The 24,376-nt window shown below is 54.7% G+C and carries 20 protein-coding genes, 1 tRNA gene and 1 pseudogene; 15 read left to right on the forward strand and 7 right to left on the reverse strand.

What is annotated here, in order from left to right; all coding sequences use genetic code 11:
• Positions 1–47: 47 nt before the first annotated feature.
• The 3 genes and pseudogenes from DUD43_RS07920 to DUD43_RS07930 all read left to right on the forward strand — a co-directional run bounded on the left by DUD43_RS07920 (position 48) and on the right by DUD43_RS07930 (position 3,304).
• On the forward strand, positions 48–854 hold the full coding sequence (locus DUD43_RS07920) for a sulfite exporter TauE/SafE family protein (RefSeq protein ID WP_153229850.1): 807 nt from the start codon (positions 48–50) through the stop codon (positions 852–854).
• A 157-nt stretch (positions 855–1,011) separates the two neighbouring features.
• A pseudogene (locus DUD43_RS19415) lies at positions 1,012–2,796 on the forward strand (SLC13 family permease); the annotation flags it as partial.
• 40 nt (positions 2,797–2,836) lie between these two features.
• Positions 2,837–3,304 (forward strand): PaaI family thioesterase, encoded by a 468-nt coding sequence (locus DUD43_RS07930; protein WP_153229852.1) that lies wholly within the window; start codon positions 2,837–2,839, stop codon positions 3,302–3,304.
• On the opposite strand, the gene DUD43_RS07935 is transcribed toward DUD43_RS07930, so the two are convergent.
• Positions 3,305–3,643 carry a DUF202 domain-containing protein gene (locus DUD43_RS07935; protein ID WP_228125936.1) on the reverse strand — a complete coding sequence of 113 codons (339 nt, stop codon included), beginning with the start codon at positions 3,641–3,643 and terminating at the stop codon, positions 3,305–3,307. It lies immediately after the preceding gene.
• A 350-nt stretch (positions 3,644–3,993) separates the two neighbouring features.
• On the opposite strand from DUD43_RS07935, the gene DUD43_RS07940 reads away from it, so the two are divergent.
• On the forward strand, positions 3,994–4,392 hold the full coding sequence (locus DUD43_RS07940; protein WP_153229854.1) for a DUF1090 domain-containing protein: 399 nt from the start codon (positions 3,994–3,996) through the stop codon (positions 4,390–4,392).
• A 187-nt stretch (positions 4,393–4,579) separates the two neighbouring features.
• The gene (locus DUD43_RS07945; protein ID WP_409049745.1) at positions 4,580–5,503 is read left to right on the forward strand and encodes a DNA/RNA non-specific endonuclease; all 924 of its coding nucleotides are present in this window, start codon (positions 4,580–4,582) and stop codon (positions 5,501–5,503) included.
• Positions 5,504–5,537: 34 nt separating this feature from the next.
• On the opposite strand, the gene DUD43_RS07950 is transcribed toward DUD43_RS07945, so the two are convergent.
• Positions 5,538–5,963, reverse strand: a complete 426-nt coding sequence (locus DUD43_RS07950; protein ID WP_153229856.1) for a hypothetical protein — start codon at positions 5,961–5,963, stop codon at positions 5,538–5,540.
• A gap of 131 nt (positions 5,964–6,094) precedes the next feature.
• Here DUD43_RS07950 and DUD43_RS07955 point away from each other — a divergent pair, with 131 nt between their 5' ends.
• From DUD43_RS07955 to DUD43_RS07965, 3 genes are all read left to right on the forward strand, one after another.
• Positions 6,095–6,337, forward strand: coding sequence for a hypothetical protein (locus tag DUD43_RS07955; protein ID WP_009455761.1), 243 nt, complete (start codon positions 6,095–6,097; stop codon positions 6,335–6,337).
• Between the two features lie 103 nt (positions 6,338–6,440).
• Complete coding sequence (locus DUD43_RS07960; protein ID WP_409049746.1) at positions 6,441–7,349, forward strand: arsenic resistance protein; 909 nt, start codon at positions 6,441–6,443, stop codon at positions 7,347–7,349.
• 380 nt (positions 7,350–7,729) lie between these two features.
• Positions 7,730–8,266: an AmiS/UreI family transporter gene (locus tag DUD43_RS07965; protein ID WP_153229857.1), complete on the forward strand. Its 537-nt coding sequence runs from the start codon at positions 7,730–7,732 to the stop codon at positions 8,264–8,266.
• A 1,499-nt stretch (positions 8,267–9,765) separates the two neighbouring features.
• Here DUD43_RS07965 and DUD43_RS07970 read toward each other — a convergent pair.
• Both DUD43_RS07970 and DUD43_RS07975 read right to left on the reverse strand, forming a co-directional pair.
• Positions 9,766–9,850, reverse strand: a tRNA-Leu gene (locus DUD43_RS07970).
• Positions 9,851–9,973: 123 nt separating this feature from the next.
• Positions 9,974–11,185 (reverse strand): CaiB/BaiF CoA transferase family protein, encoded by a 1,212-nt coding sequence (locus tag DUD43_RS07975; RefSeq protein WP_153229858.1) that lies wholly within the window; start codon positions 11,183–11,185, stop codon positions 9,974–9,976.
• Between the two features lie 173 nt (positions 11,186–11,358).
• On the opposite strand from DUD43_RS07975, the gene tig reads away from it, so the two are divergent.
• From tig to lon, 4 genes are all read left to right on the forward strand, one after another.
• Positions 11,359–12,669, forward strand: coding sequence for a trigger factor (gene tig / locus DUD43_RS07980; protein WP_153229859.1), 1,311 nt, complete (start codon positions 11,359–11,361; stop codon positions 12,667–12,669).
• Positions 12,669–13,322 (forward strand): ATP-dependent Clp endopeptidase proteolytic subunit ClpP, encoded by a 654-nt coding sequence (clpP, locus tag DUD43_RS07985; RefSeq protein WP_021446711.1) that lies wholly within the window; start codon positions 12,669–12,671, stop codon positions 13,320–13,322. Before tig ends, clpP begins: the two co-directional genes overlap by 1 nt.
• A 101-nt stretch (positions 13,323–13,423) precedes the next feature.
• Complete coding sequence (gene clpX / locus DUD43_RS07990) at positions 13,424–14,725, forward strand: ATP-dependent Clp protease ATP-binding subunit ClpX (RefSeq protein ID WP_153229860.1); 1,302 nt, start codon at positions 13,424–13,426, stop codon at positions 14,723–14,725.
• Between the two features lie 275 nt (positions 14,726–15,000).
• Positions 15,001–17,466, forward strand: coding sequence for an endopeptidase La (lon, locus tag DUD43_RS07995; protein ID WP_153229861.1), 2,466 nt, complete (start codon positions 15,001–15,003; stop codon positions 17,464–17,466).
• Positions 17,467–18,027: 561 nt separating this feature from the next.
• Here the strand turns inward: lon and lexA are convergent.
• The 3 genes from lexA to DUD43_RS08010 all read right to left on the reverse strand — a co-directional run bounded on the left by lexA (position 18,028) and on the right by DUD43_RS08010 (position 20,628).
• A complete protein-coding gene (gene lexA / locus DUD43_RS08000; RefSeq protein WP_153229862.1) occupies positions 18,028–18,687 on the reverse strand; it encodes a transcriptional repressor LexA in 660 nt (219 codons plus the stop codon).
• A 106-nt stretch (positions 18,688–18,793) separates the two neighbouring features.
• Complete coding sequence (locus DUD43_RS08005) at positions 18,794–19,354, reverse strand: GNAT family N-acetyltransferase (protein WP_153229863.1); 561 nt, start codon at positions 19,352–19,354, stop codon at positions 18,794–18,796.
• A 71-nt stretch (positions 19,355–19,425) separates the two neighbouring features.
• Positions 19,426–20,628, reverse strand: a complete 1,203-nt coding sequence (locus tag DUD43_RS08010) for an amino acid aminotransferase (RefSeq protein ID WP_153229864.1) — start codon at positions 20,626–20,628, stop codon at positions 19,426–19,428.
• An 84-nt stretch (positions 20,629–20,712) separates the two neighbouring features.
• On the opposite strand from DUD43_RS08010, the gene uvrB reads away from it, so the two are divergent.
• The 3 genes from uvrB to iscR all read left to right on the forward strand — a co-directional run bounded on the left by uvrB (position 20,713) and on the right by iscR (position 24,371).
• Entirely contained in the window at positions 20,713–22,734 is a 2,022-nt protein-coding gene (gene uvrB / locus DUD43_RS08015) for an excinuclease ABC subunit UvrB (RefSeq protein WP_153229865.1), read from the forward strand.
• Between the two features lie 527 nt (positions 22,735–23,261).
• Positions 23,262–23,753: a low molecular weight protein-tyrosine-phosphatase gene (locus DUD43_RS08020; RefSeq protein ID WP_194273506.1), complete on the forward strand. Its 492-nt coding sequence runs from the start codon at positions 23,262–23,264 to the stop codon at positions 23,751–23,753.
• Positions 23,754–23,894: 141 nt separating this feature from the next.
• Positions 23,895–24,371, forward strand: coding sequence for a Fe-S cluster assembly transcriptional regulator IscR (gene iscR, locus DUD43_RS08025; RefSeq protein WP_021446710.1), 477 nt, complete (start codon positions 23,895–23,897; stop codon positions 24,369–24,371).
• Positions 24,372–24,376: the final 5 nt, after the last annotated feature.

A 24,376-nucleotide genomic window follows, 5' to 3' on the forward strand; every position in this document is an offset into this window, starting at 1 on the left:
CGGGGCGACTTATTCTTGGACTTTGTCATCTCTTTTGATTTGCGGCTATGTATTTTCTATTGCTGTTTTTTGGTTTGCTGGCCGGGGTGACCACCGTGCTGTTTGGCTTCGGTGGCGGTTTTGTGGTGGTCCCCGTGCTGTATTCGGTGCTGATCGGCATGTATGGCGTGGACAGTCAGATGGGGCAGGCCGCCATGCATATTGCGGTGGCTACTTCTACCTGCGTCATGATTTTTGGTGCAGGCCTGTCTACCTGGCGACATCACAAGGCAGGTACGGTGCCTTGGGGGCAGGTGCGTCCTTTGCTCTTGTTCATCGCCTTGGGGGCGATTCCCGGTGCGATAGCAGCCATGGCCTTGAATGGGTCCTGGGTGCGCTGGGTTTTTGTGGTGTATCTTGGGCTGACGATTTTAGATAGCCTGTTTCGTTCCGGTTTCACCCAGGAAGCCAGCAATGCCATGCGTCCTTTAAGCAAGGCCAGCAGTGCCGGAGCCGGGGTGGTTATTGGTGCAATAGCGGCCTTTCTGGGTGTGGGTGGGAGCGTGATTACCGTCCCCTTGATGCGCCGACGCGGTGCCAGTATGACCGCTGCCACGGCAGCGGCGAACCCCTTGTCCTTGCCAATGGCGGTGGTGGGTAGCCTGACCTACGCCATGCTGGCCTGGAATGCGGATTCCTTGGGGCCATGGCATGCGGGTTATATCGACTTGAAAGCATGTCTGGTGCTGGTGATCGGCTCCTGGTTGGGGATTCGTTTTACCTCGCGCTGGATCGGCAAGATCCCGGACAGCATTCATGCCAAAGCCTATATCGCCTTGCTGGGGCTGGTGTTCCTGGTGATGCTGCTGGTCTAAGCCTTGCAAGGGTAGCCCTGTGTCCAGGGCGCTTCAAAGTTTGAAGGTTTTACTTTTCCTGTTTTGAGAACTTGTGTTTTTTTGTTTAGTACAGCGAAATGCAGCGCTTGGTGCGCTGCATTTTTACCTATACTGAACAGCACAGCAAAAACAGGAGTGGGGCAGCATGACAACAGAGATTGCAGTGGTCTTGGGTCTGGCTTTAGTCGCGATTGTCTTGTTTGCTACAGAAAAACTCCGAATAGATGCCATTGCCTTGCTGGTGCTCAGCACCCTGGCGGTTCTGGGTTTGGTGACTCCGGAGCAGGCTGTGGGTGGTTTCAGCAATCCAGCCACGGTCACCGTCGCCGCTATGTTTGTGCTGGCAGCCGGGCTGCAAAATAGCGGCGCGCTGTCGGGGATTGGGGACTTGCTGGGCAAGGCCCGCTCCCCGTTTCAGTTTCTGCTGGTCCTGTTTCTGGTCCTGGCGGTGATTGCCCCCTTCGTCAATAACACGGCGGTGGTGGCGGTATTCATTCCCATCGTCATGGCCGCCAGCGCACGGATAGGCATGTCGGCCTCCAAAGCGCTGATCCCCTTGTCCTATGTCTCGCAAATGGCCGGGGTCTGTACCTTGGTTGGGACTTCTACCAACCTGCTGGTCAATGCCATTGCCCGCGATCTGGGCCACCCCGGTTTCACCATGTTCGAGTTCACTGCACTAGGCGTGATTTGCATGGTTGTGGGTTGTATTTACTTGCTGACCATAGGGCGCTGGTTATTGCCTGATGCTCGTGGCGGCGAACTGGTCGAACAATATGAGCTGGGCAAATACATTACCGAGTTGCGGGTGATGCCCGATTCCTCCTTGATCGGCCAATCCGTGGGCGATGCCAAGCTGGGCGAGCAGTATGGTGTGTTCGTGCTGGAGTTACTGCGTGGCAATACCAAAGTGTGGGGCCCGCGAGAGCAGAAGATTGAACAGGATGACGTGCTGTTGGCGCGTGGCGATTGGACCAAGCTGGACGAGCTGCGCAAAGAAGCTGGTCTGGAAGTAGACCCGCAGTTCAAGCTGGAACAGCAGTCTTTTGAGCAGGTGGATCAGGTCTTGACCGAGGTGATGATTGCACCTCGTTCGCGTATCAGTGGCCGTACCTTGGGGAGTTTGGGGGCGGGCTGGCACAAGAACGCTACCGTTCTGGGGCTTCATCGCCGTGGTCAGGTCTTGCGTGAGCAACTGCGCGCCGTGCGTTTGCAAGTGGGCGATATCTTGTTGATGTTGACCCCGGCAGCAGAGGCATCGGATTTGCGGGCAGACAGCAATATCATCGTGCTGTCCGAACGTGAGGCTGAAAAGGCAATGGGCTGGCGCGCACCGTTTGCATTGATCACCATGGCCCTGGTGATTCTGCTGCCTGCCTTGGGCTGGGTACCTATCAGTATCACTTCCCTGTTCGGGGCCGTGGCCATGACGCTGGCCGGTTGTCTGAAGGCGGACGATGTTTACGACGCCATAGACTGGCGCATCATCATTTTGATGGCGGGCTTGCTGCCCTTGGGGATGGCCATGAGCGAGACGGGTGCCGCCCAGTTCCTGGTCGAAAACACGGTTGGTCTGGTGAAGTCTTTTGGGCCCTTGACCGTGTTGGCCGTGGTCTACCTGATGGCTCTGACGCTGACGGAGTTCATGAGCAATGCCGCCGCTGCTGTCTTGCTGACGCCGATAGGGATGTCCACCGCGACAATGATGGGCGTGGACCCCACTCCCTTTCTGATTGCTGTGACCTTCGCAGCCTCCACCAGCTTTGCCACGCCTGTGGGCTATCAGACCAACACCATGGTTTATGGCGCGGGTGGCTATCGCTTTGTGGATTTTCTGAAAGTGGGTTTGCCCTTGAATTTGATTTTCTGGGTTTTGGGCGTGATGTTGATCCCCGTTTTCTGGCCTTTCCATCCGGCTTGAAGCTGCTGTTTATACGAAAAGAATAAAGGAGACTCCAGCCATGACATCATCAGCCCCGCAAACCAAGGCGGTACTGGATCCACAAGTGGCTCAGGCTGTGCAAGACAGCTTTTCCCGCCAGCAGGCGATGAGCCTGATTCGCGCCACCATGCCTGTGGTTGAGGCAGGTTTGGTCGAGATCCATCTACCGCATTGGGAGGGCGTGCAGCAACAGCATGGTTTCGTACATGGCGGCGTGGTGGGCATGATTGCCGATTCAGCAGGCGGCTATGCCGCCATGAGCTGTACGCCTCTGGGAGCCAGTGTTCTGAGTGTGGAATACAAGTTGAACTTTCTGGCTCCGGCCAAGGGGCAGGCTTTACTGGCCCGTGGCTCGGTCGTGCGTCATGGACGTAGCCTGATCGTGACGCAGGCCGAGGTTTTTGCGGTGGAAGAGGGCAAGCAAACCCTTTGTGCCCTGATGCAGCAAACCATTATGGTGATGCAGGGACGAGAGGAAAAGTCCTGATTACAGGCTTAAGTCGCCCGAGGAGCCAGGCTGCTCCTTAGGACTTTTCCAGCGATAGCTCAGCAGCAGCACCCACAGGGTAGCCATGCACAGCCCATACAACATGGCCCCATAGGAAACTGAAATATCAATGCCGCAGACCCGCGAGAAGCGGTCAGCGGTATCGCAGATATTCTTGATCGCCAGTACAAACAGGACGGTGTTGACGGCCATGGCCAGACAAGCGGACACGGCTCTTTCCGCCCAGATCAAACTGGCAACGGCCAGAATCGACAAAGGCATCAAGGAGTTGAGCACGCTGGTGTGCCAGGCTGAATACGCTTGGGAAGAGTTGAGCAAACTTTCGTTGACGTGCGCAAAGGGAAAGAGCCACAACACAATCAAAGCAGCGCACAGGAAAAAGATCAGTTTCCTGGTGGTGATGTTGAACACGATTAAAAGTAAAAGTTTGCTTTATGAGGATTTTGAGTGTAACTGAACTGTTTTATGCTTAAAGACAAGTTGTGTAAATTTCTCGGCACAATTTGCGACAATTTTGTTACTTGAATATGACATAAACAGAAGAATTTTCGAATTTAATCACGTTTTCGTGACAAATCGACGAAGTCTATTCCAATCGTCCACCTGAGGTAAATCAGAATCGAGCTTGTATGATGGCTATCCGGATGAACACTGCAGGAGTAACAACAATGAAACGTTCTGTATGGTGCTTGAGTGCGGTATTAAGTGCGATGGCCTTGCCCGCCTGGGCCGATAACCCGGCTTGCCAGTATCGGTCCGCTGAAATTCAGAACCAGATCAACTACGCCCGCCAGCACGGCAATGTCCATCGAGAGCGTGGCCTGGAGCGCGCTTTGGCCAATGTGCAGATGCATTGCCGGGACGCGGATTTGCTGCGTGATGCACAGGAAGATATCCGCGAGCAGGAAGAGGACATCCAGGAACGTATGGATGAAATTGCCGAGAAACGGGCCCAAGGGCGACAAGACAAGGTGCAGAAGCTGGAGAAAAAACTGGAACGAGATCGCGCCAAATTGGAGCAGTTGCAAGATGAATTGAAAGAATTGCAGGCGCTGGGTGCTCAGTAAAAAGCGTGGATTCAAATCCTGAATCTTTTCCTGCTCTGCTGATCTATAGGGTCAAAAAGAGCCGGAGTCAGAAGGAAATACGTGCTCCCTTTGGGGGCACGTCCTTTTGAATTTGAAAGGACTGCTTATAATCACAGGTGCAGTCGGCGCAATGATGTAAGCCGACCAAGCATAAAACAAGAGTGGTATGAGCAGAAAGAGCACAGGTCGTAGCGTTAAAAAAACCAGTAGTAGAAAGAAGACAGGGCCGGCAAGCCCGTCCCGATTTTTGAAGTCCGTTCTTGCCGCCGCCCTGACCAGTTTCGGGATTGCGACGGCCTGGCTTCATCCCCAGGGGTTGAACTGGCAAAGTCTTGAACCGTTTCTGGTATCCCTGGGTTGGCCCAGGGCGATGCAGCAGGACAGTGTGCCTGTCCCGGCCTCGGTTGATGGCTATGTTCAAACCTCCTTTGCGCAGTGTCCCCAGTTTTTTCCTGGCTCGCGGCCTGTCGTGCCCATGGCTTACACGCAAAGAGAATTGTGCTTCAGCTCTTTTGCGATTCTGCATAGCGGCCAAACCAAAACCCCGGTGTTTGTCGTCCAACGTCTGAATCGTCAGCAGATTCAGTCCGCCAAGGGCTTGAAGCGCACGGATCGTTTTTATGCCGAAGGTCGTTTGCCGCAGGCGGAACGAGCTGAGTTGAATGACTACAGAGGCTCGGGATTTTCGCGTGGGCATATGGCTCCGGCAGGGGATATGGCCTCGGAGCAAAGCATGGCCCAGAGTTTTTCTCTGGCCAATATGGTGCCGCAAAATCAGGTGCACAACGCCGGCCCCTGGAACAAGATCGAAGCCGATACCCGTAAATATGTGGCCCGTGCTGCAGGCAATGTGTATGTGTTTACCGGGCCTGTGTACGAGCGCAATGCCGCGACGATAGGCTCCAGCCAGGTGGCCGTTCCCAGCCATTTGTTCAAGTTGGTGTACGACGCGACCACAGGACGATCTTGGGTACATTGGCAGGCTAACCAGGCTTCGACCCGCGTTGGGCCTCCCATCAGCTACGAGGAGTTTGTAAGACGGACAGGCTTGCACTTGTTGCCTGACAGCAGTCTGAAAAGTTCGGGTTGACGCAGGCACCTTGGCGTTTTGGCACTAGTCCGTTTTATTTATTGAGTATGGCGTGGACTTGATCTTCAGAAAAATACACGCTGTCCCCGACCTCAAAAACGTGGTAACTGATGTTCTGTTCGCTGATGACACCCCGGAAATACGCCTTGGGAGTGGCTGGCAGTTGGGTGATACGAACACTGATGTAGCGCTCGCTGGTGTAAGAAACCAGCTGTACATGCATGCCCGGCTTCAAATCCAGGGCGCCTGGGAAACGGTCCAGGTCGTCATGGCTGACTACAACTCGGAATGCAGTGGGCCTGTGAATGACATAGGCTTCCTTCAGCCGGAGATGTAGAGTCAGGATCTGTTGTGCTTGTGCGCTGATTGGCGCGCCCGAATATCGGACTTCCTGCTCCAGTTCGGAATTGGGCGTCAGATTCAAGATTTGGGCCAACAGCAAAAATTGTTCTTGAGTCATAAATTGCAAATTATCCGGAAAGGGAATCGACGGGCTTTGGAGGCTCAGGGTACAGTGTTCCTATTGTCCGCGATCGGTTCTGATTTCGATTCGCGGTAATTGCAATAAAGATTTTTTGTAGGGAAAACACAATGATGGTTCGACGTCTGATTCAAAGTTGCGCGGTGCTCGGTCTGGCCGCTTTGATGGCAGCTTGTTCCTCCGCGAAGCCCGGTGGTGGCCCCGTGTCAAAACTCTTTAATGAATGCACCTGGGACCGTGAGTCCTGCATGCACGAGGGCCGTTACGAAGCCGGTGAAAGCGAGTACGCCGAGCGTGAGGCGCGGGATTTGAATCGTCAGTCTGCCGCACGTTTGCGTCGTAGCGGTCTGTAAATAGCTTTCTCACGGCAGTGCCGGAGTTGTTCAGCCAAGCGAGGTGCTGACCGTGATTCGTGATGTGTTGGAAAGCCGGCAAATCGCCATTTATTTTGTGGCGATGTTGCTGGCCGCATTGATGGCCAGTCTCTGGGTGATGCCAGCCAGTCTGGTTGACTGGATCAATCCGGCGCTGGCTTTCATGTTGTATGTCACCTTTTTGCAGGTGCCTATCGCTCAATTGGGCAAAGCGCTGACTCAACTGCGCTTTCTGGCCGTTTTGCTCCTGGCCAACTTTGTCCTGATTCCTCTTTTAGTCTTTGCGCTGATGCCCTTGCTGCCAGATCACACCATGCTACGCCTGGGTGTGCTGCTGGTCTTGCTGGCTCCTTGCATTGATTACGTGGTTACTTTCGCCCAGTTAGGTCGTGCCGATGCTCGCGCACTTCTGGCCGCCACGCCGGTGCTGCTGGTCGTGCAAATGCTGCTCCTGCCTCTGTTTTTGAAACTGGCGCTGGGAGAGCAGTTCGGTTTGTATATCAAGGCCGGGCCATTTCTGGACGCCTTCTTTTACCTGATTCTGATTCCGCTCTTGCTGGCGGGGGCGACCCAATACCTTGCTGGTAAAAGTCGCACTTGGTCGCAGATCCAGACGCGTCTGGGCTTGGCTCCCGTTCCTGCTACTGCCTTGGTGTTGTTCATCGTAGTGGCGGCCGTTCTGCGGCAGTTGGAACCGGCACTGGATGTCTTGTGGCGAGTGTTGCCGGTGTATGTGCTGTTTGCCATCCTGGCACCTGTGATCGGCTGGACACTGGCGCGGCAAACGCGTCTGGCCGTCCCCTTGCGACGTGCTGTGGCTTTCAGCAGCGCGACGCGCAATTCTTTGGTTGTGCTGCCTTTGGCCCTGGCGATTCCAGGTGCCTTGCCGTTGTTGCCAGCCATCATTTTGACGCAGACCTTGGTGGAGCTGCTGGCGCAGTTGGTCTATGTGCGTGTGCTGGCTCGCTGCGGGCAAAACGAACAGGCTTGAGCGGGATCCTTGAGCAGGCTCGCTGTTTATTGGCTTATGGGTTTTAGGCCTCCTTTTTAACAGCCTTCCTCTAAACCTGTTTCTCTTCTCAAGTGGTTGATTAAAAACGATTTTTATTGGCTTAGCGTTGATTCTTTTCCCAAGATGGAGAGGGACGATCTTTCCGCCTGACACCCGCGCAAACCGCCTGTTCTTCAACATGAATTCCCACTAGAAAACCGCCGCAAAATTGCGCGGTTTTTTCTTATACAGCTTATAAAAAAAATCACATGGCGATTGGGTAGCCAAGCTCTATGATCTGCTCCGCCTCAGTGCTGAGTGCAACATCATGTTGCGGGCATGTTCTGTGTCCGCCTTCTATTACTTGGGAAATCTTCAAAATGCTAGTTGCCGCTTTTCTGGCGTTTGCAGGCCTGTGCCTGTTCGTTAATGGTGTTCGTCTCTACTACTCTGAAGGCCATCACGCTGGCAGACTGGTGGACGCCAAAGATGCTGCCATCGTGAATTTGTTCACTGCCGTGCTGGGATTCATCTGCATGTCCCACATCCTGAACCCCGCCAACAGCACCGTGTACTCGCCCTTGTCCGCCATTTACCTGGGCCTGTTCGCCCTGACCTATTTCTGGGTGGGGGTGAACGCCTTTACCGGCAGCGACGGCCGTGCGCTGGGCTGGTATTCCTTGGTGGTGGCATGTATCGCCGTTCCTGCCGCAATTACGAATTTGAGTGTTGCCGAGCGGATTTTTGATTACTGGCAAGTCCTGAGCTGGCTGTCCTGGGCCGTGCTGTGGTTCATGTTCTTCTTGCTGCTGGTCCTGAACAAACCCATAGCCCGCCTGACCGGATTGGTATCCGCCGTGCAGGGCGTGCTGACGGCTTTGCTGCCTGCCTTGTTGTATTTCTGGGGTGTGATTTAAGGTCGGATAATGACTGCTTAAAACAAAAAGGCCTGGTATTCGTATCGGGCTTTTTTGTATGTGTACCAATCGGATGTTCTATCCTAATCCTGATGCTTCACTGCTTCTACTTAATTGTCTATAGAGGGTGGCATGTTTTTCTGGTTATGAAGCTTTTCTGCTTCCAAAAAACTATATCTGGTTTTAATTAGATGTCTTGAGTATTATCTTTCAATTATTGCTCTGCCGAGAAGAATGAAAAGGCTGGTTTTGGCAGTGGCAGTGGTAGCAGTATTAGCTGGCTACGTCTCAAGCGTGCATCTATCCTTCGCCCAGGCTGGGTCTCCGGAGTGACTCGAAAAAGCGGATATGGCTATGGGGAGAATAACCAAGACGTTGGGTGTATGTATTCCGACAGGCGTAGCAAGAAGGTGAATACTTAAAGCTCACTCTATTTTTTATTTTATGAAAAGAACTTTTTTTTTTAGTTCTGGTCATACTTGCTTGTGCTGGCGGATTGCTGAAATTTTCTTGTCCTTGCCGTATTTTTTTATGGTTATTGATCTAGATGGGTAGTGTCGTACTGCATCAGGGTTAATACTAGAGGGCTGGTTAATTTTTATCATTGCTATAGTATTTAGTGCAATTCAGCATGGCCGTGCATATTTTTGACTTTTACATTCAGGAGGTTTGGACGTGAATGGTAATCCTTCTCCCAATCCAGCCCCCAAGCCTGACCCGGAACCTAAGCCTATGCGTTGGCCTAGCGACTTTCCGGGTAAGCATGACAGGCAGGATTAGTCGGGACTTGATGAATAAAGCCGCTCCATGTGGGCGGCTTTTTTTGTTTCTGGAGCATTGTGTTCAGATAGCCGCAGCAAGCTGCCTTTGCAGACTTGTTTCGGTGCAGGGGAGGGCGTGGGGCGCCTACGCATATTGTCAGCTTCCTCGGCTTTGAAGCCCCATGGTTGCGCGCTTGCTTTTGTAAGCCCTGAGTGGCCTGCTCATCAGGTGACTTATGTCAAAAGACATTGTCTGCATCGTGCAACTAGGAATAAATGTTATTTCTTGTTAAATGTTACTAAACTATATAATCGCCAAGGAATGATAGTCATTCTTGTTTTCACACAGAGGAAAGATGGGTATGCAAAACAATCCAAAGCCAAGCCCAAATCCGGATCCCAGGCCGACCCCTGATCCGGCGCCTGCTCCCAGCCCGCAACCTATGCGCTGGCCCAGTGATTTCCCGGGGAAACATGATCGACAAACGTAATTTTTGAGTGGGAATATGCAGAGGGAAGTGCCAGATGGAGAGCTTTCCTGGCGAGGCTGAAGTTTGTGTTTCTTGCGCCCACGCGAATGCCGTGTCAATTAAATGACGCTAGTTTTATTAAGGGAGCAACTGAGGCCTACAACAACAGGGCCTGGAAACAGGCTATTAAAAGCCAGTAGGGGAGTAGAAAAACTGAACCGTTGATTTGTTTAAAATTGATTTTTCTAAATCAACGGTTTTCGTTTGATGGTGCGAACGGAGAGACTCGAACTCTCACACCTCTCGGCGCCAGAACCTAAATCTGGTGCGTCTACCAATTCCGCCACGTTCGCAACACGAAAGAAGTAGATTCTAGCGTGGATTTTCACCCTAGGCAAGTAGTCAGCCCTATGGGGCAGCAAATTGATTAGGGGCCATCCTGATGTGGCCCCTACGCATTTTCATACTGCTTTGTTTTATTGGCGTTTCGGGTTTTTGGCGATCAATCCGCGTACCTGCCAATCGGCCTGTTGCTCGGCGCTGATCCCCAGATCATTCAGAATTTCTTCTGTGTCCTGGCCCAGATGTGGAGCAGGGCGGTAGATGCCGCCGGGGGTGTCGCTTAGCTTGGGAACAATTCCCGGAACTTTAAGTGGTGTGCCATCGGGCAGACGGTTGTCCAGCAGCATGTCGCGGGCCTGGTAGTGCGGGTCGGCAGCTATATCAGCAATATCGTAGACACGGCCAGCAGGAACGCCAGCCTGGTCCAGAATTTCCAGCACCTTGTCCAGCTCCAGAGCGCTGGCCCAGTGGCCGATGGCGGCATCGATCACGCCTGCATTTCGGGCGCGGCCATCGTTGTGGGCGTAGTCGGGGTTGTCAGCCATATCAGCTCGGCCAATCGCACTCATCAAGCGCTTGAAAATGCTGTCGCCATTACCCGCAATCAGGGCATATTTCCCGTCCTTGCAGACATACGCATTGCTAGGCGTGATACCGGGCAGACTGCTGCCGGCAGGCTCTCGTATGGCGCCAAAGGCGGAGTATTCCGGTAGCAGGCTTTCCATCATGTTGAAGACGGATTCGTACAGAGCCACGTCAATATATTGTCCTGCGCCCTGGTTTTGCTCGCGCTGGCGCAGGGCCATCATGATGCCGATCACGCCATGCAAGGCGGCCAGCGAGTCGCCAATGGACACGCCAACGCGCACTGGCGGGCGTCCGGCTTCACCGCTCAGATGGCGCAAGCCGCCCATGGCTTCACCAATGACGCCAAAGCCGGGTTTGTCCTTGTAGGGGCCGGTCTGGCCGTAGCCGGACACGCGCAGCATGATCAGGCCCGGGTTGATGGCTTTCAGGTCTTCCCAGCCCAACCCCCATTCTTCCAGGGCGCCGGGGCGGAAGTTTTCGATCAGGATGTCACACTCTTTAACCAGTGCGCGCACCACGTCCTGGCACTCGGCCTGTCGCAGATCCAAAGCCAGAGACTTTTTGTTACGGGATTGCACCTCCCACCATACCGAGTTACCGTCATGCAGCAAACGCCATTTACGCAAGGGGTCGCCGCCTTTAGGGGATTCGATCTTGATAACGTCCGCGCCAAATTCGCCCAGGATCTTGGCGGCAAAGGGGCCGGCGATCAATTGGCCCAGCTCCAGGACCCGGATGCCGCCTAAAGGGGTATTCATGTGCATGTCAGTCTTGCGTAGGGAAGGTAAAGTAAGGGATCATAGTCCGGCACGGCTGTATTGTCTTGACAGGAAATTATGATTCAAAATACGTTTGTTTGGATTTACCGTGCCAGTTTCCGGTAAAATGCCGGATTACTCTTATCAATTACTCAATTTAATATAGGTCTTCAATGCAGCCCGAGGTTGAAATTCTGTCCGGCTTGGAGCGCCGAGTCGATGTGGTCGTTTCGGTGGCCGACGTAGAAAAACAAGTCCAGGCCCAGCTCAAGCGTGTGGCTCGTACGGCCAAGGTACAGGGCTTCCGTCCCGGTAAAGCGCCTTTGTCCGTTGTCGAGCGCAGCCACGGCCCTGGTATCCGTTACGACGCCATCAACGAAGAAATTGGCAAAGCCCTGGACAAAGTGATCCAGGACTCCAATCTGCGCGTTGCTGGTACTCCGAATCTGGAAGCCAAAGAAGGCGAGCCTGCTGAAGGCACCATGGCCTTTACCGCTACCTTCGAAATTTACCCAGAAGTGGCCCTGCCCGATCTGTCCAAGCTGGAAATCAAGCGTGCCAACACGCCTGTGACCGACGAAGACATCCAGCGCACTGTAGACGTGCTGCGCAAGCAACGCGCCAACTACGAATCCAGCGCTGACCGTGAAGCCCAGGAAGATGACCGCATCACTCTGGACTTTGTGGGCACCATCGACGGCGTCGCCTTTGAAGGCGGTAGCGCTGAAGGTTTCCAATACCTGCAAGGTCGTGGCCGCATGCTGCCCGAGTTTGAAACTGCCGTTGCCGGCATGAAAGCAGGCGAAACCAAAACATTCCCCCTGGAATTCCCTGCCGACTACACCGGCAAGGAAGTGGCTGGCAAAACCGCCGAATTCAAGATCACCGTGACAGACGTGGCCCAGCCAGTTCTGCCCGAAATGGATGCTGAATTTGCCAAGTCCCTGGGTCAGGCTGAAGGTGATGTGGCTGCTTTGCTGGCTGACATCCGTGCCAACATCGAGCGCGAAATCAAGGCTCGTGTGCACGCTCGCAACAAATCCGCCGTGATGGACGCTTTGCTGTCTGCCAGCGAATTTGACGTGCCCAAGGCTCTGGTGGACAACGACGTGCAAGGTCGCATCGCTTCGGCTCGCGCTGAACTGAAAGACCGTGGCGTGCCTGACGCAGACAAGATGCCTATCCCTGCCGAAGCTTTCCAGGAAGAATCCACCCGCCGCGTGCGTCTGGGTCTGCTGGTCTCCGAGCTGGTCAAGGCTGCTGAACTGCAAGCCAAGCCCGAGCAGGTTCGTGCCCGCATCGAAGAATTTGCCCAGAACTACGAACAGCCCGCCCAAGTGGTGGCCTACTACTTGTCCGATCGCCAGCGTCGCGCCGAGATTGAGGCAGTTGTACTCGAAGACAACGTTGTCGAGCACGTACTGTCCCAGGCCAAGGTGTCCGACGAGGAGGTGGCGTTCGACCAAATCATGGGAACCAACTAATGTCGTCAACTTTTGTCGACTTCTACGCCTCAATGCATGGGGGGCAATCCGTTGCTCCTACGGGTTTGGGCTACGTGCCTATCGTGATCGAGCAGTCCGGTCGTGGAGAGCGGTCTTACGACATCTACTCCCGCCTGCTGCGCGAGCGCATCATCTTTCTGGTGGGCCCGGTTCATGACAACTCGGCCAATCTGATTGTGGCCCAGCTGCTGTTTCTGGAGTCGGAAAATCCTGAAAAGGATATTTCGCTCTACATCAACTCGCCCGGTGGTTCGGTCTATGCAGGCCTGGCCATCTACGACACGATGCAGTTCGTCAAGCCGGAAGTCTCGACATTGTGTACCGGCATGGCTGCCAGCATGGGCGCTTTCTTGCTGTCTTCGGGCGTCAAGGGCAAGCGCCTTGCCTTGCCTAACTCGCGCATCATGATTCACCAGCCTTCGGGCGGTGCGCGAGGCCAGGCTTCCGATATCCAGATTCAGGCCAAGGAAATCCTGAGCCTGCGTGAACGCTTGAACAAGATCCTGGCCGAGAACTGCGGTCAGCCTGTCGAGCGTATCGAGCTGGATACCGAGCGTGACAACTTCATGGCAGCTGAAGACGCTGTGGCCTATGGCCTGATCGACAAGGTGATGAACACTCGTGACGAGTAATCATCTGTCCCGCACAGGGATCGATCTGACGCAGTAATATGGCTGTTCGGGGGCGGGACTTGTTCCCGTCCTTTTACCATCCTGAAGTGAAATTTAAATTTATGTCCGAAAAGAAATCGGCCGACGAGAAAGTTCTGCATTGCTCGTTTTGCAATAAAAGCCAGCATGAGGTCAAGAAACTGATCGCTGGACCTTCGTCCGTGTTCATCTGCGACGAATGTATTGATCTGTGTACCGATATCATTCGTGACGAAGCTGCGGGCGCCACTCCTGATGGTGAACGTAAAGAATTGCCCACCCCCCAGGAAATCAAAGAGTTTCTGGACGGATATGTTATTGGCCAGGAAATGCCCAAGCGCACCTTGGCCGTAGCGGTGTACAACCACTACAAGCGAATTCGTAGCGGCAAGGCAGGCCGTGACGATGTGGAACTGTCCAAAAGTAATATCTTGCTGATCGGGCCTACGGGTTCGGGCAAAACGCTGCTGGCCCAAACACTGGCCCGCATGCTGGATGTACCTTTTGTGATGGCGGACGCCACTACACTGACCGAAGCCGGTTACGTGGGTGAGGACGTCGAGAACATCGTTCAAAAACTGCTGCAAAACTGCGATTACGATGTGGAAAAAGCGCAGCGCGCCATTATCTACATCGACGAAATCGACAAGATTTCCCGCAAGTCCGACAACCCTTCCATTACCCGCGACGTGTCGGGCGAGGGCGTGCAACAGGCACTGCTCAAGCTGATCGAAGGTACTGTTGCCTCTGTGCCCCCACAAGGTGGTCGTAAACACCCCAATCAGGACTTTGTGCAGGTGGATACCACCAATGTGCTGTTCATCGTGGGTGGCGCTTTTGATGGCCTGGAAAAGGTCATCCGCGACCGTACTGAAAAATCCGGTATTGGTTTTTCCGCGTCGGTTAAAGCCAAGTCCGAACGTGGTGTGGGGGAGTTGTTCGCTGAAGCTGAACCCGAGGATCTGATCAAATTCGGTTTGATCCCCGAGCTGGTTGGCCGTTTGCCTGTGGTCGCCACTCTGGAAGAGCTGCGCGAAGACGCACTGGTCCGCATTTTGACCGAGCCGCGCAATGCCTTGGTCAAGCAGTTTCAGAAGCTGCTGAGCATGGAAGGCGTAGAGCTGGAAGTTCAGCCCGAAGCCCTGCGTGCCGTAGCCCAGCGCGCCATCAAGCGTCGTACTGGCGCTCGCGGTCTGCGTAGTATTGTCGAGCAAGCCTTGCTGGATACCATGTACGAGCTGCCCTCGCGCAAGGACGTCAGTAAAGTTGTGTTGACCGAGGACGCTATCGTTGGAAAGAGTAAACCCGAATTGATTTTGGGTCGCCCTTTGTCCGATAGTGAAGCCAGTGACACTGAGTCGCCCTTGAAGAACGCAGTAGCTTAGAGATATCTCCTTGTTTGTGCTCTGTCTGGCCTTGGCCGGAAGAGCGCAGGCAAGACAGGGCGACAGGCGAAGGCAAAGAGAAAGGAGTGGGTATCCATGATCACCACTAAGCATAGAAGCTTGTCTCTCTTTAACTCGGCAAAGTTCTGTTTTAATGTTCGTTCGGCCTACTTGAAATATCAAAATTCGCCACAATCTGAGCTACAACAGGTTAAACCGTGAAAGGGAAGCCCAGGCTTCCCTTTTGCGTCTAAGGACATTTATAGGAAATGACTATGTCTGCGAGCCAGATTCTTTCTACGGAACCTATTGAGCTGCCGCTGCTTCCTTTGCGCGATGTAGTGGTGTTCCCTCACATGGTGATTCCGCTTTTTGTTGGTCGGCCTCGCTCGATTAAAGCCCTTGAGTTGGCTATGGAGTCCGGCAACAACATTATGCTGGTGGCGCAAAAGTCCGCAGGCAAGGATGATCCTGCCCCTGAGGATCTCTACGAAATTGCGTGTGCGGCCAGTATTTTGCAGATGCTCAAACTGCCGGACGGCACCGTTAAAGTGCTGGTCGAAGGTTTGCAGCGTGCGCGGATTACGCAAGTTCAGGACGCCGAAACCCACTTCATGGCCTCGGTGGTCGAAGTGCCCGGCGACGCGGGTGATGCGGCTGAAACCGAAGCCCTGCGCCGTGCTGTGCTGGGTCAGTTCGAGCAGTACGTCAAACTGAATAAAAAGATCCCTCAGGAAATTCTGACTTCCCTGACCGGGATTGATGATGCTGGCCGTCTGGCCGATACCATTGCGGCCCACTTGCCCCTGAAGCTGGAGCAAAAACAGGGCATGCTGGAAACGCCCAAGGCTCTGGAGCGTCTGGAAAGCCTGCTGTCGCAACTGGAAGGCGAAATTGACATCTTGCAGGTCGAGAAGCGTATTCGCGGCCGTGTCAAAAAGCAGATGGAAAAGAGCCAGCGCGACTACTATCTGAACGAGCAGGTCAAGGCGATTCAGAAAGAGTTGGGCGAAGGTGAAGACGGTGCCGATGTTGAAGAACTGGAAAAACGCATCGAGCAGGCCCAGCTGAGCAAGGAAGCGCTCAAGAAAGCTGAATCCGAAATGAAGAAGCTCAAGCTGATGTCTCCGATGTCGGCCGAAGCAACCGTGGTGCGCAACTACATCGAAACGCTGGTTGGCCTGCCTTGGCGCAAAAAGAGCCGTATCAACAACTCCTTGAGCAATGCCGAGGAAGTGTTGGATGCGGATCACTTTGGTCTGGAAAAGGTCAAAGAGCGCATTGTCGAGTACCTGGCTGTGCAGCAACGTGTCGACAAGCTGAAGGCTCCAATCCTGTGTTTGGTTGGCCCTCCAGGTGTGGGTAAAACCTCGCTGGGTCAGTCCATTGCCAAGGCAACGAACCGCAAGTTCATCCGCATGGCTTTGGGTGGCGTGCGTGACGAGGCCGAGATTCGCGGTCACCGTCGTACCTACATTGGCTCCATGCCCGGCAAGGTTGTTCAGAACATGAGCAAGGTGGGTGTACGTAACCCGCTGTTCCTGCTGGACGAGATCGACAAGATGGGCGCGGATTTCCGTGGCGATCCATCCTCGGCACTGCTGGAGGTTCTGGACCCCGAACAAAACCACACCTTCCAGGATCACTACCTGGAAGTGGACTACGACTTGTCCGACGTGATGTTCGTGGCAACCAGCAATACCTTGAACATTCCACCGGCCCTGCTGGACCGTATGGAAGTGATTCGTCTGTCCGGCTACACGGAAGACGAGAAGGTACGCATTGCTTTCGATTACCTTTTGCCCAAGCTGATGAAGAACAACGGCGTGCGCGATGGTGAACTGGAAGTGACAGAAGACGCGGTACGCGACATCGTGCGTTACTACACACGTGAAGCGGGTGTGCGTTCGCTGGAACGTGAAATCAGCAAGATCTGCCGCAAGGTGGTTCGCAAGCTGTTGGTAGCCAATCCACAAGCCGGTACGCGTGCAGCTCGCAACAAGACACTGACCCAGGAAACTCTGGTCGTGAATGCGGCGAATCTGAACGATTACCTAGGCGTACGTCGTTTCTCCTTCGGCCTGGCCGAAAAAGAGAACAAGGTTGGCCTGGTTACCGGTCTGGCCTGGACTGAGGTAGGCGGTGAGCTGCTGACCATCGAAGTGGCCGATATGCCCGGTAAAGGCAATGTGCTGCGTACGGGTTCGATTGGTGACGTGATGAAAGAGTCGGTCGAAGCTGCTCGCACAGTTGTACGTTCGCGTGCCCAGAAGTGGGGCATTGCCAATAGCGTGTTTGAAAAGCGTGACCTGCACGTGCACTTTCCTGAAGGCGCTACGCCCAAGGATGGTCCATCGGCCGGTATCGCCATCACGACCGCTATCGTATCCAGCCTGACGGGTATTCCGGTTCGTGCCGACGTGGCCATGACGGGTGAAATCACCTTGCGCGGCGAAGTTCTGCCTATCGGTGGCTTGAAAGAGAAGTTGTTGGCAGCGCAACGCGGTGGTATCAAAACCGTGATGATTCCAGAGGAAAACGTCAAAGACCTGGCCGATATTCCAGATAACGTGAAAAACACGCTGGAGATCATTCCGGTGCGTTGGATTGATCGCGTATTGGAAGTGGCCCTGCAAGACGCTGTAACGCCTCTGAGCGACGAAGAAGTAGCGCGCCTGGCTGCTGAGGCCTTGGCAGCAACGCGTGCCGCTGGTACGGGTTCTGAGTCCTTCAAGCACTAAGCATCTAGCAGTAGTAGTCAAGAAGTGAAGCAGGCCACCTTGAGTTCAAGGTGGCCTGTTTGCATTTGGGGTGGACTGATAATCTGGTGGCAGGCAGGCAGGCAGGCAGGCAGGCAGGCAGGCAGGCAGGCAGGCAGGCAGACAGTCATATCGACTGCAATGAGAGAGCCAGTTTTTACCGGGTAGAAGGTGCCCGTAGTGTCGGGTGGCGAGCTTAAGCCTGTTCAGCTTTTGCCATATAGGGACGGGCACAGGCCATAAACTACGACCACGCTCCAGTTGAGACCGTCACCATAGACCTGGTGGCAATCATAATCATCGTGACTGTGACTGTGACTGTGACTGTGACTGTGACTGTGACTGTGACTGTGACTGTGACTGTGGCTGTGGTTGATATTGCTGTTGCTGCTGCTGCTGCTGCTGCTGCTGCTGCCGTGAGTTTGCAGGGGACCGTGTCCTTCGAGCAATAAAAAACCCCATACACCAAGCGGTATATGGGATTTTTCTTTATCAGGTGTACCCAGCCTATAAAACAGGCCTGGTAGCCCAGAGAGGCAAGACTTAATGCAGCGGACTGGTACGAATCAGACCAACAGCAATGCCTTCCAAAGACAGGGAATCCGGATCGGTGACGACGATGGGCTCAAAGTCCGGGTTCTCGGGCAACAGGACCACCTGATTGCTGGAGCGCGACAGGCGCTTGACGGTGACATCGTCGCCAATGCGGACCACTACGATCTGCCCGTTACGCGCTTCGCTGGCTTTCTTGACGGCCAGCAGGTCGCCATCAAAAATGCCCGCGTCTTTCATGCTCAGGCCGCGTACGCGCAGCAGGTAATCAGGCGTTTGGGTGAACAGGGTAGGGGCGACGCCAATTTCGCGCTCGATATGCTCGGTGGCCAGAATAGGGCTACCGGCAGCCACGCGACCAATAATGGGCAGCAAGAGGGCATCAGCCAGATTGGCCAGTGCGCTGCTGCTGGGCGCTGCGCTTTCGCGGGTATCCGTGCCAAGCAGGCGTATGCCGCGCGAGGCACCGGCAGTCAGCTCGATAGCGCCTTTACGGGCCAGAGCTTTCAAATGATCTTCGGCCGCATTGGCGGATTTGAAACCCAGCACCTGAGCAATCTCTGCTCGAGTGGGAGGGAAACCCGTCCGTTCGATTTCGGAACGGATGATGTCCAGCACTTGTTGTTGGCGTGCAGTGAGCTTGGCGGTCATAGTATTGTCTGCTGAATATATATACAGTAAAGATTGTGCGTTACAGTTGGCGTTTTGGCAAGCGGCGCGGACCTTAAAGGTTTAATTTTTGACCCTTTGGGGCTGCTCAGGCGGACTGGGGCCAATCCTTGCGCTCCAGCGTGTACAGCACATGGGGGACGAGTCTGTGGCCTGCCGGGACGCCAGGGTGCTCAAATGTGCCGGGCTGTTCTGTCATGCCCAGACGCTGCATGACGGTCTGTGAAGGCAGGTTCAGCTGGGCGGTGTAGGCCACAATTTGCTCCAGGCCCAGTTCCTCAAAGCCAAAGTCCATGCAGGCTCCTGCCGCTTCGGTGGCGTAACCTTTGCCCCAGTATTCGGGTAGCAGGCGCCAAAGAACTTCCACGCAAGGCTGAAAGTACAGCTCGGCGGTCGGGCGGTTCAGGCCCACCATGCCGATGAAGGCTCCGTTTTCCTTCAGCTCTACTGCCCAGGGACCCCAGCCATGTTCCTCGATCAGGCTTTGGCTACGGTGAGCGATGGTATCGCTTTGCTCGCGGTCCAGGGTGGCTGGATAAAAGCGCAGCGCGTGGGGATCGCTATTCAAGCGGAAGAAGGGCTCCAGGTCTGTGGCCTTCCAGGGGCGCAGGATCAGGCGTTCGGTGTTCAGGGAAATGGCGTCTGTCATGGTGGTACTCCAGGGCTGGAACGACAACGCCCTTCCGAAGAAGGGCGTTGGGGGCTGTAGTCAGGGACAGCTTACTTCAGGACTTGAGCGATGGCCTTGGCCACGACGTCAATGTTCTGGCTGTTCAGTGCAGCCACGCAGATACGGCCGCTGCTGACAGCGTAAATGCCGTGTTCCTGGCGCAGGCGTTCCACTTGCTCGGCAGTCAGGCCGGAGTAGGAGAACATACCGCGCTGTTCCAGTACGAAGTCAAAGTTCTGGGTAGCGCCGTGCTCTTTCAGCTTGGCAACCAGTTGGGCGCGCATTTCGCGGATGCGATCGCGCATGCCAGCCAGTTCAGTCGCCCAGGTCTGGAACAGTTCAGGCGAGTTCAGCACGGTGGCCACAACCTTGCCGCCGTGTGTAGGCGGGTTGGAGTAGTTGGTGCGAATGACGCGCTTGACTTGGCTCAGCACGCGGGAAGTTTCGTCCTTGCTGGAAGTAACCAGTGTTAGGGCGCCAACGCGCTCGCCGTACAGCGAGAAGGACTTGGAGAACGAGGAGCTGATGAACATGGACAGACCCAGCTTGGCAAACAGGCGCACCACGCTGGCGTCTTCTTCCAGACCGGCACCAAAGCCTTGGTAAGCGATGTCCAGGAAAGGAACCAGTTGGCGCTCTTTGATCAGCTCAGCGATCTGGGTCCATTGTTCAATGCTGGGGTCCACGCCGGTAGGGTTGTGGCAGCAAGCGTGCAGAACCACGATGGACTGGGCAGGCATAGTGCGCAGCGATGCGATCATGCCGTCAAAGTTCAGGCCATGTGTCGCGGCATCGTAGTAAGCGTAGGTGTTGACCTTGAAGCCAGCGCGCTCGAACAGAGCACGGTGGTTTTCCCAGCTAGGATCGCTGATGTAAACCTCGGACTGGGGCAGCAGTTGCTGCAGGAAGTCAGCACCGATTTTCAGTGCGCCGGTGCCGCCCAGGGATTGCACGGTCAAGGCACGGCCTTCGGCAATGATGGGGGAGTCGGCACCCAGCAACAGGGTTTGAGCACCCAGATTGTAGGTATTGATACCTTCGATAGGCAGGTAGCTGCGAGCGGCAGCTTTACTCATCATGGCTTCTTCAGCCTTTTGAACAGCCTGCAAAATCGGGATACGCCCTTGATCGTCGTAGTAAACACCGACCCCCAGATTAACTTTGCCGCTGCGTTCGTCGGCATTGTATTGTTCGTTCAAACCCAAAATGGGGTCGCGTGGAGCCAGTTCGACGGTTTCGAAGAGCGATGTCATGATGATATGGGGGCGTTAGTGCAGAAAGGTAGAAAAACAAAGCATTAATGTGATAATACGGGCTTACCCTAAAGTGTGTCTAGCATGAAATTTGAGCCTGCCTTTCAAGAATTTCCGGGGAGTTCCTTCAAACTTTTCCAACCTTATTTGCCTGCCGGCGACCAGCCCGCGGCGATTGAGCAGTTGGTCGAGGGGATTGATGACGGCTTGATGTACCAGACCCTTTTGGGGGTAACGGGGTCGGGCAAGACCTATACGATGGCGAACATTATTGCTCGCACAGGGCGTCCGGCCATTGTTCTGGCGCCCAATAAAACCCTGGCGGCGCAGCTGTATGCCGAGATGCGCGAGTTCTTTCCACGCAACGCCGTGGAGTACTTCGTGTCTTACTACGATTACTACCAGCCCGAGGCCTATGTGCCGTCGCGCGATCTGTTTATTGAAAAGGATTCGTCCATCAATGAACACATCGAGCAGATGCGTTTGTCGGCCACCAAAAGCCTGCTGGAGCGGCCTGACACCATTATTGTGGGCACCGTGTCCTGCATCTACGGTATCGGTAACCCCGGTGATTACCATGCCATGGTGCTGACCTTGCGCAAGGGGGATCGTATCGCCCGGCAGGAGCTGCTGGCGCGTCTGGTCGCCATGCAGTACGAGCGCAATGACCTGGATTTTCAGCGCGGGATATTCCGTGCTCGTGGTGAGGTGGTTGATATCTTCCCGGCAGAAAACGCGGAGCTGGCCTTGCGGGTCAGCCTGTTTGATGACGAGATTGAAGAGCTGGAGTTGTTCGATCCGCTGACGGGCAAGGTCGTGCAAAAGCTGAACCGCTTTACCGTGTTTCCCAGCTCGCACTATGTGACGCCACGCGAAACCGTGCTGCGGGCGATTGAAACCATCAAGCTGGAACTGCGCGAACGTTTGGAGTTTCTGACGCGGGAAGGGCATTTGGTTGAAGCCCAACGCCTGGAGCAGCGCACCCGCTTTGATCTGGAGATGTTGCAGGAGCTGGGCTTTTGCAAAGGCATCGAGAACTACTCCCGCCACTTGTCAGGTGCTGCGCCCGGCGATCCGCCGCCGACGCTGATCGACTACCTGCCGCGTAACTCCCTGATGTTTATTGATGAAAGCCACGTCACTATCGGGCAGTTGGGGGCCATGTATCGTGGTGACCGCTCACGTAAAGAGACTCTGGTGCAGTTCGGTTTCCGTTTGCCGTCGGCCATGGATAACCGCCCGCTGAAGCTGGAAGAGTTCGAACGTCGCATGCCACAAACCGTGTTCGTATCAGCCACACCGGCCGCCTACGAACAAGAGCATGCTGACAATGTGGTTGAGCAGGTGGTGAGGCCTACCGGCCTGGTGGACCCGGAAATCGAAGTTCGTCCTGCCACCACGCAGGTCGATGATTTGCTGGGTGAAATCAAGCTACGTACTGCGCAGGAGGACCGCGTGCTGGTGACCACGTTGACCAAGCGCATGTCCGAAGACCTGACCGAATACTTGTCAGAAAACGGCATCCGTGTGCGCTACTTGCACTCGGACATTGATACGGTGGAACGGGCCGAGATCATCCGGGATCTACGTCTGGGCGTCTTCGACGTTCTGGTCGGGATCAACTTGCTGCGCGAGGGTCTGGACCTTCCCGAAGTGTCTCTGGTGGCGATTCTGGATGCGGACAAGGAAGGCTTCCTGCGTTCCGAGCGTAGCCTGATTCAAACCATAGGCCGGGCAGCACGTAACCTGAACGGTAAAGCCATTCTGTATGCCGACAGAATGACGGACTCCATGCATCGCGCCATTGAAGAAACCGAGCGCCGTCGCGCCAAGCAGATGGCCTTTAACGAAGAGCATGGCATTACGCCGCGTGGCGTGAACAAGGCTGTCCGTGAGTTGATTGACGGCGTTGTTGCTTCGGATCCAACCGCCAGCTTGCGCGAGGATGTGCCGGAAGAGTTGATTCGCGACGAGAAGGCCGCGGCACGCGAGATCAAGCGTCTGGAAAAAGAGATGATGGATCACGCCCGCAACCTGGAGTTCGAGCAAGCTGCTGCCGCGCGCGACAAGCTGCAAAGGCTCAAGGCTAAACTGCTGATGGCTTGATGGCTTGATGGCCTGGGCCTGGGCCTGGGCTTAGGCTTGGCGGCTTCTGACTTCTGACTTCTGACTTCTGGCGTTGGGGTTGGCGTAGACGTAGGGGAAGGGCCCAGGCGACCTCTTTGGAGCCTGCTTTGGGTTTAAGTAGCGACCCTCGCCAGAACCGGATTACATGTACGGTCCTACTCACGTTTGACGCCCCGCCAGCAAAAGCGGGGCAGTTTCATCTTTGATGACGCCTGTTGTGTAATTACAACTAAGCCTGGACGAAAGTACAGAAAAAACACGGTTCCGCTACCGGCTTTCATCACTCAGGTGTATTGCTTGATTTATCTCATCCCGAGAAAGCAGCGTATCCGCTAAGCAAAGGGTGCTGCGCCTTTGGTTTATTCCAGACTTCAAGCAGCTGCGTACTGTTCTTATTTGCAGCCCCCAAACGATACGGATTTGCGGCTTTCAAGGCCGTTTCCAGGGCCTGTTTTAGCCCCTGTTCCGTCTTGCCTTATTTGGGGTTTTCCCGCAGACTTTGACGCATTATGAGTAAGGTTCTGTTTGTCTGTACAGGGAATATTTGCCGCTCCCCCAGCGCCGAAGGTGTCTTGCGCCAACTGGTCGACCAAGCCAGTTTGTCGGAGGCTATTTTGGTGGATTCAGCCGCCACGCATGGCTTTCATGTTGGCGAGCATCCTGACACACGCGCACAGATAGCCGCTCGTAAACGCGGTTATGACATCTCTACCTATCAGGCCAGACAGGTCCAGCGCGAGGACTTTCGCAACTTCGACCTTATCTTGAGCATGGACTGGGAAAACCACTCTGCCTTGCAGCAAATGTGTCCTCCCATTTACCGTCACAAGCTTATGCTGCTGATGCGCTTTGCCACTGACTATGAAGCGGCTACCGTGCCTGATCCTTATTATGGTGGCCAGGATGGCTTTAATAAGGTCATGGACTATATCGAGGATGCCTGCCAGGGCGTGTTCGAGCTGGTTCGCAAGCGTGTCCCCAATTACCGTGCTGCCTGAGTGGCTAAATAACACTTCAGTATAAGTGTAAAAACACACGCTCAAGCACGGTAGTTTCCCCTGTATTTGCTATACTGGACCAAATTGGTCGGATTTGCCTTTGGCAGTCCGGCCGCTTTCGCCTTTGGCAAGGAAACTATCATGCGTTTGACGACAAAAGGGCGTTTCGCCGTAACCGCGATGATCGATCTTGCGCTGCGCCAGCAAAGTGGACCGGTGACGCTCGCAGGCATCAGCCAGCGACAGGGTATCTCGCTCTCGTATCTTGAACAGTTGTTTGGCAAGTTGCGCCGCCATGAACTGGTCGATAGTGTGCGTGGTCCGGGTGGTGGCTATACGCTTGCGCGTCTGGCCCGCCATATCACCGTTGCTGACATTGTGTTTGCGGTCGATGAGCCCGTTGATGCCACCCAGTGCGGTGGCAAGGGTAATTGCAAGCAGGGCACAAACGGGCAGAAAGGCGAGTGCATGACTCACGAGCTTTGGGCGACGCTTAGTCGTAAAATGGTCGATTATCTGGACTCTGTCTCGCTACAGGACTTGGTTGATCAGCAGCGTCTGCGTCAGCTCAAGTTGGCCGCTCAGGAAGCCGGTCAGCCAGAAGAATGTACTTTGTAGTGGGC

Source organism: Alcaligenes faecalis, from assembly GCF_009497775.1.
Taxonomy (GTDB): Bacteria; Pseudomonadota; Gammaproteobacteria; order Burkholderiales; family Burkholderiaceae_B; genus Alcaligenes; species Alcaligenes faecalis_D.

Bases quoted from the DNA above. Each gene is read 5' to 3' on its own strand.
- DUD43_RS07950 (WP_153229856.1), bottom strand. From the start codon at position 5,963: ATGACTCAAGAACAATTTTTGCTGTTGGCCCAAATCTTGAATCTGACG.
- DUD43_RS07920 (WP_153229850.1), top strand. From the start codon at position 48: ATGTATTTTCTATTGCTGTTTTTTGGTTTGCTGGCCGGGGTGACCACC.
- DUD43_RS08005 (WP_153229863.1), bottom strand. From the start codon at position 19,354: ATGACAGACGCCATTTCCCTGAACACCGAACGCCTGATCCTGCGCCCC.
- clpX (WP_153229860.1), top strand. From the start codon at position 13,424: ATGTCCGAAAAGAAATCGGCCGACGAGAAAGTTCTGCATTGCTCGTTT.
- clpP (WP_021446711.1), top strand. From the start codon at position 12,669: ATGTCGTCAACTTTTGTCGACTTCTACGCCTCAATGCATGGGGGGCAA.
- DUD43_RS07945 (WP_409049745.1), top strand. From the start codon at position 4,580: ATGAGCAGAAAGAGCACAGGTCGTAGCGTTAAAAAAACCAGTAGTAGA.
- iscR (WP_021446710.1), top strand. From the start codon at position 23,895: ATGCGTTTGACGACAAAAGGGCGTTTCGCCGTAACCGCGATGATCGAT.
- lon (WP_153229861.1), top strand. From the start codon at position 15,001: ATGTCTGCGAGCCAGATTCTTTCTACGGAACCTATTGAGCTGCCGCTG.
- DUD43_RS07975 (WP_153229858.1), bottom strand. From the start codon at position 11,185: ATGAATACCCCTTTAGGCGGCATCCGGGTCCTGGAGCTGGGCCAATTG.
- tig (WP_153229859.1), top strand. From the start codon at position 11,359: ATGCAGCCCGAGGTTGAAATTCTGTCCGGCTTGGAGCGCCGAGTCGAT.
- DUD43_RS07960 (WP_409049746.1), top strand. From the start codon at position 6,441: ATGTTGCTGGCCGCATTGATGGCCAGTCTCTGGGTGATGCCAGCCAGT.
- DUD43_RS07965 (WP_153229857.1), top strand. From the start codon at position 7,730: ATGCTAGTTGCCGCTTTTCTGGCGTTTGCAGGCCTGTGCCTGTTCGTT.
- uvrB (WP_153229865.1), top strand. From the start codon at position 20,713: ATGAAATTTGAGCCTGCCTTTCAAGAATTTCCGGGGAGTTCCTTCAAA.
- lexA (WP_153229862.1), bottom strand. From the start codon at position 18,687: ATGACCGCCAAGCTCACTGCACGCCAACAACAAGTGCTGGACATCATC.
- DUD43_RS08010 (WP_153229864.1), bottom strand. From the start codon at position 20,628: ATGACATCGCTCTTCGAAACCGTCGAACTGGCTCCACGCGACCCCATT.
- DUD43_RS07955 (WP_009455761.1), top strand. From the start codon at position 6,095: ATGATGGTTCGACGTCTGATTCAAAGTTGCGCGGTGCTCGGTCTGGCC.
- DUD43_RS07940 (WP_153229854.1), top strand. From the start codon at position 3,994: ATGAAACGTTCTGTATGGTGCTTGAGTGCGGTATTAAGTGCGATGGCC.
- DUD43_RS07930 (WP_153229852.1), top strand. From the start codon at position 2,837: ATGACATCATCAGCCCCGCAAACCAAGGCGGTACTGGATCCACAAGTG.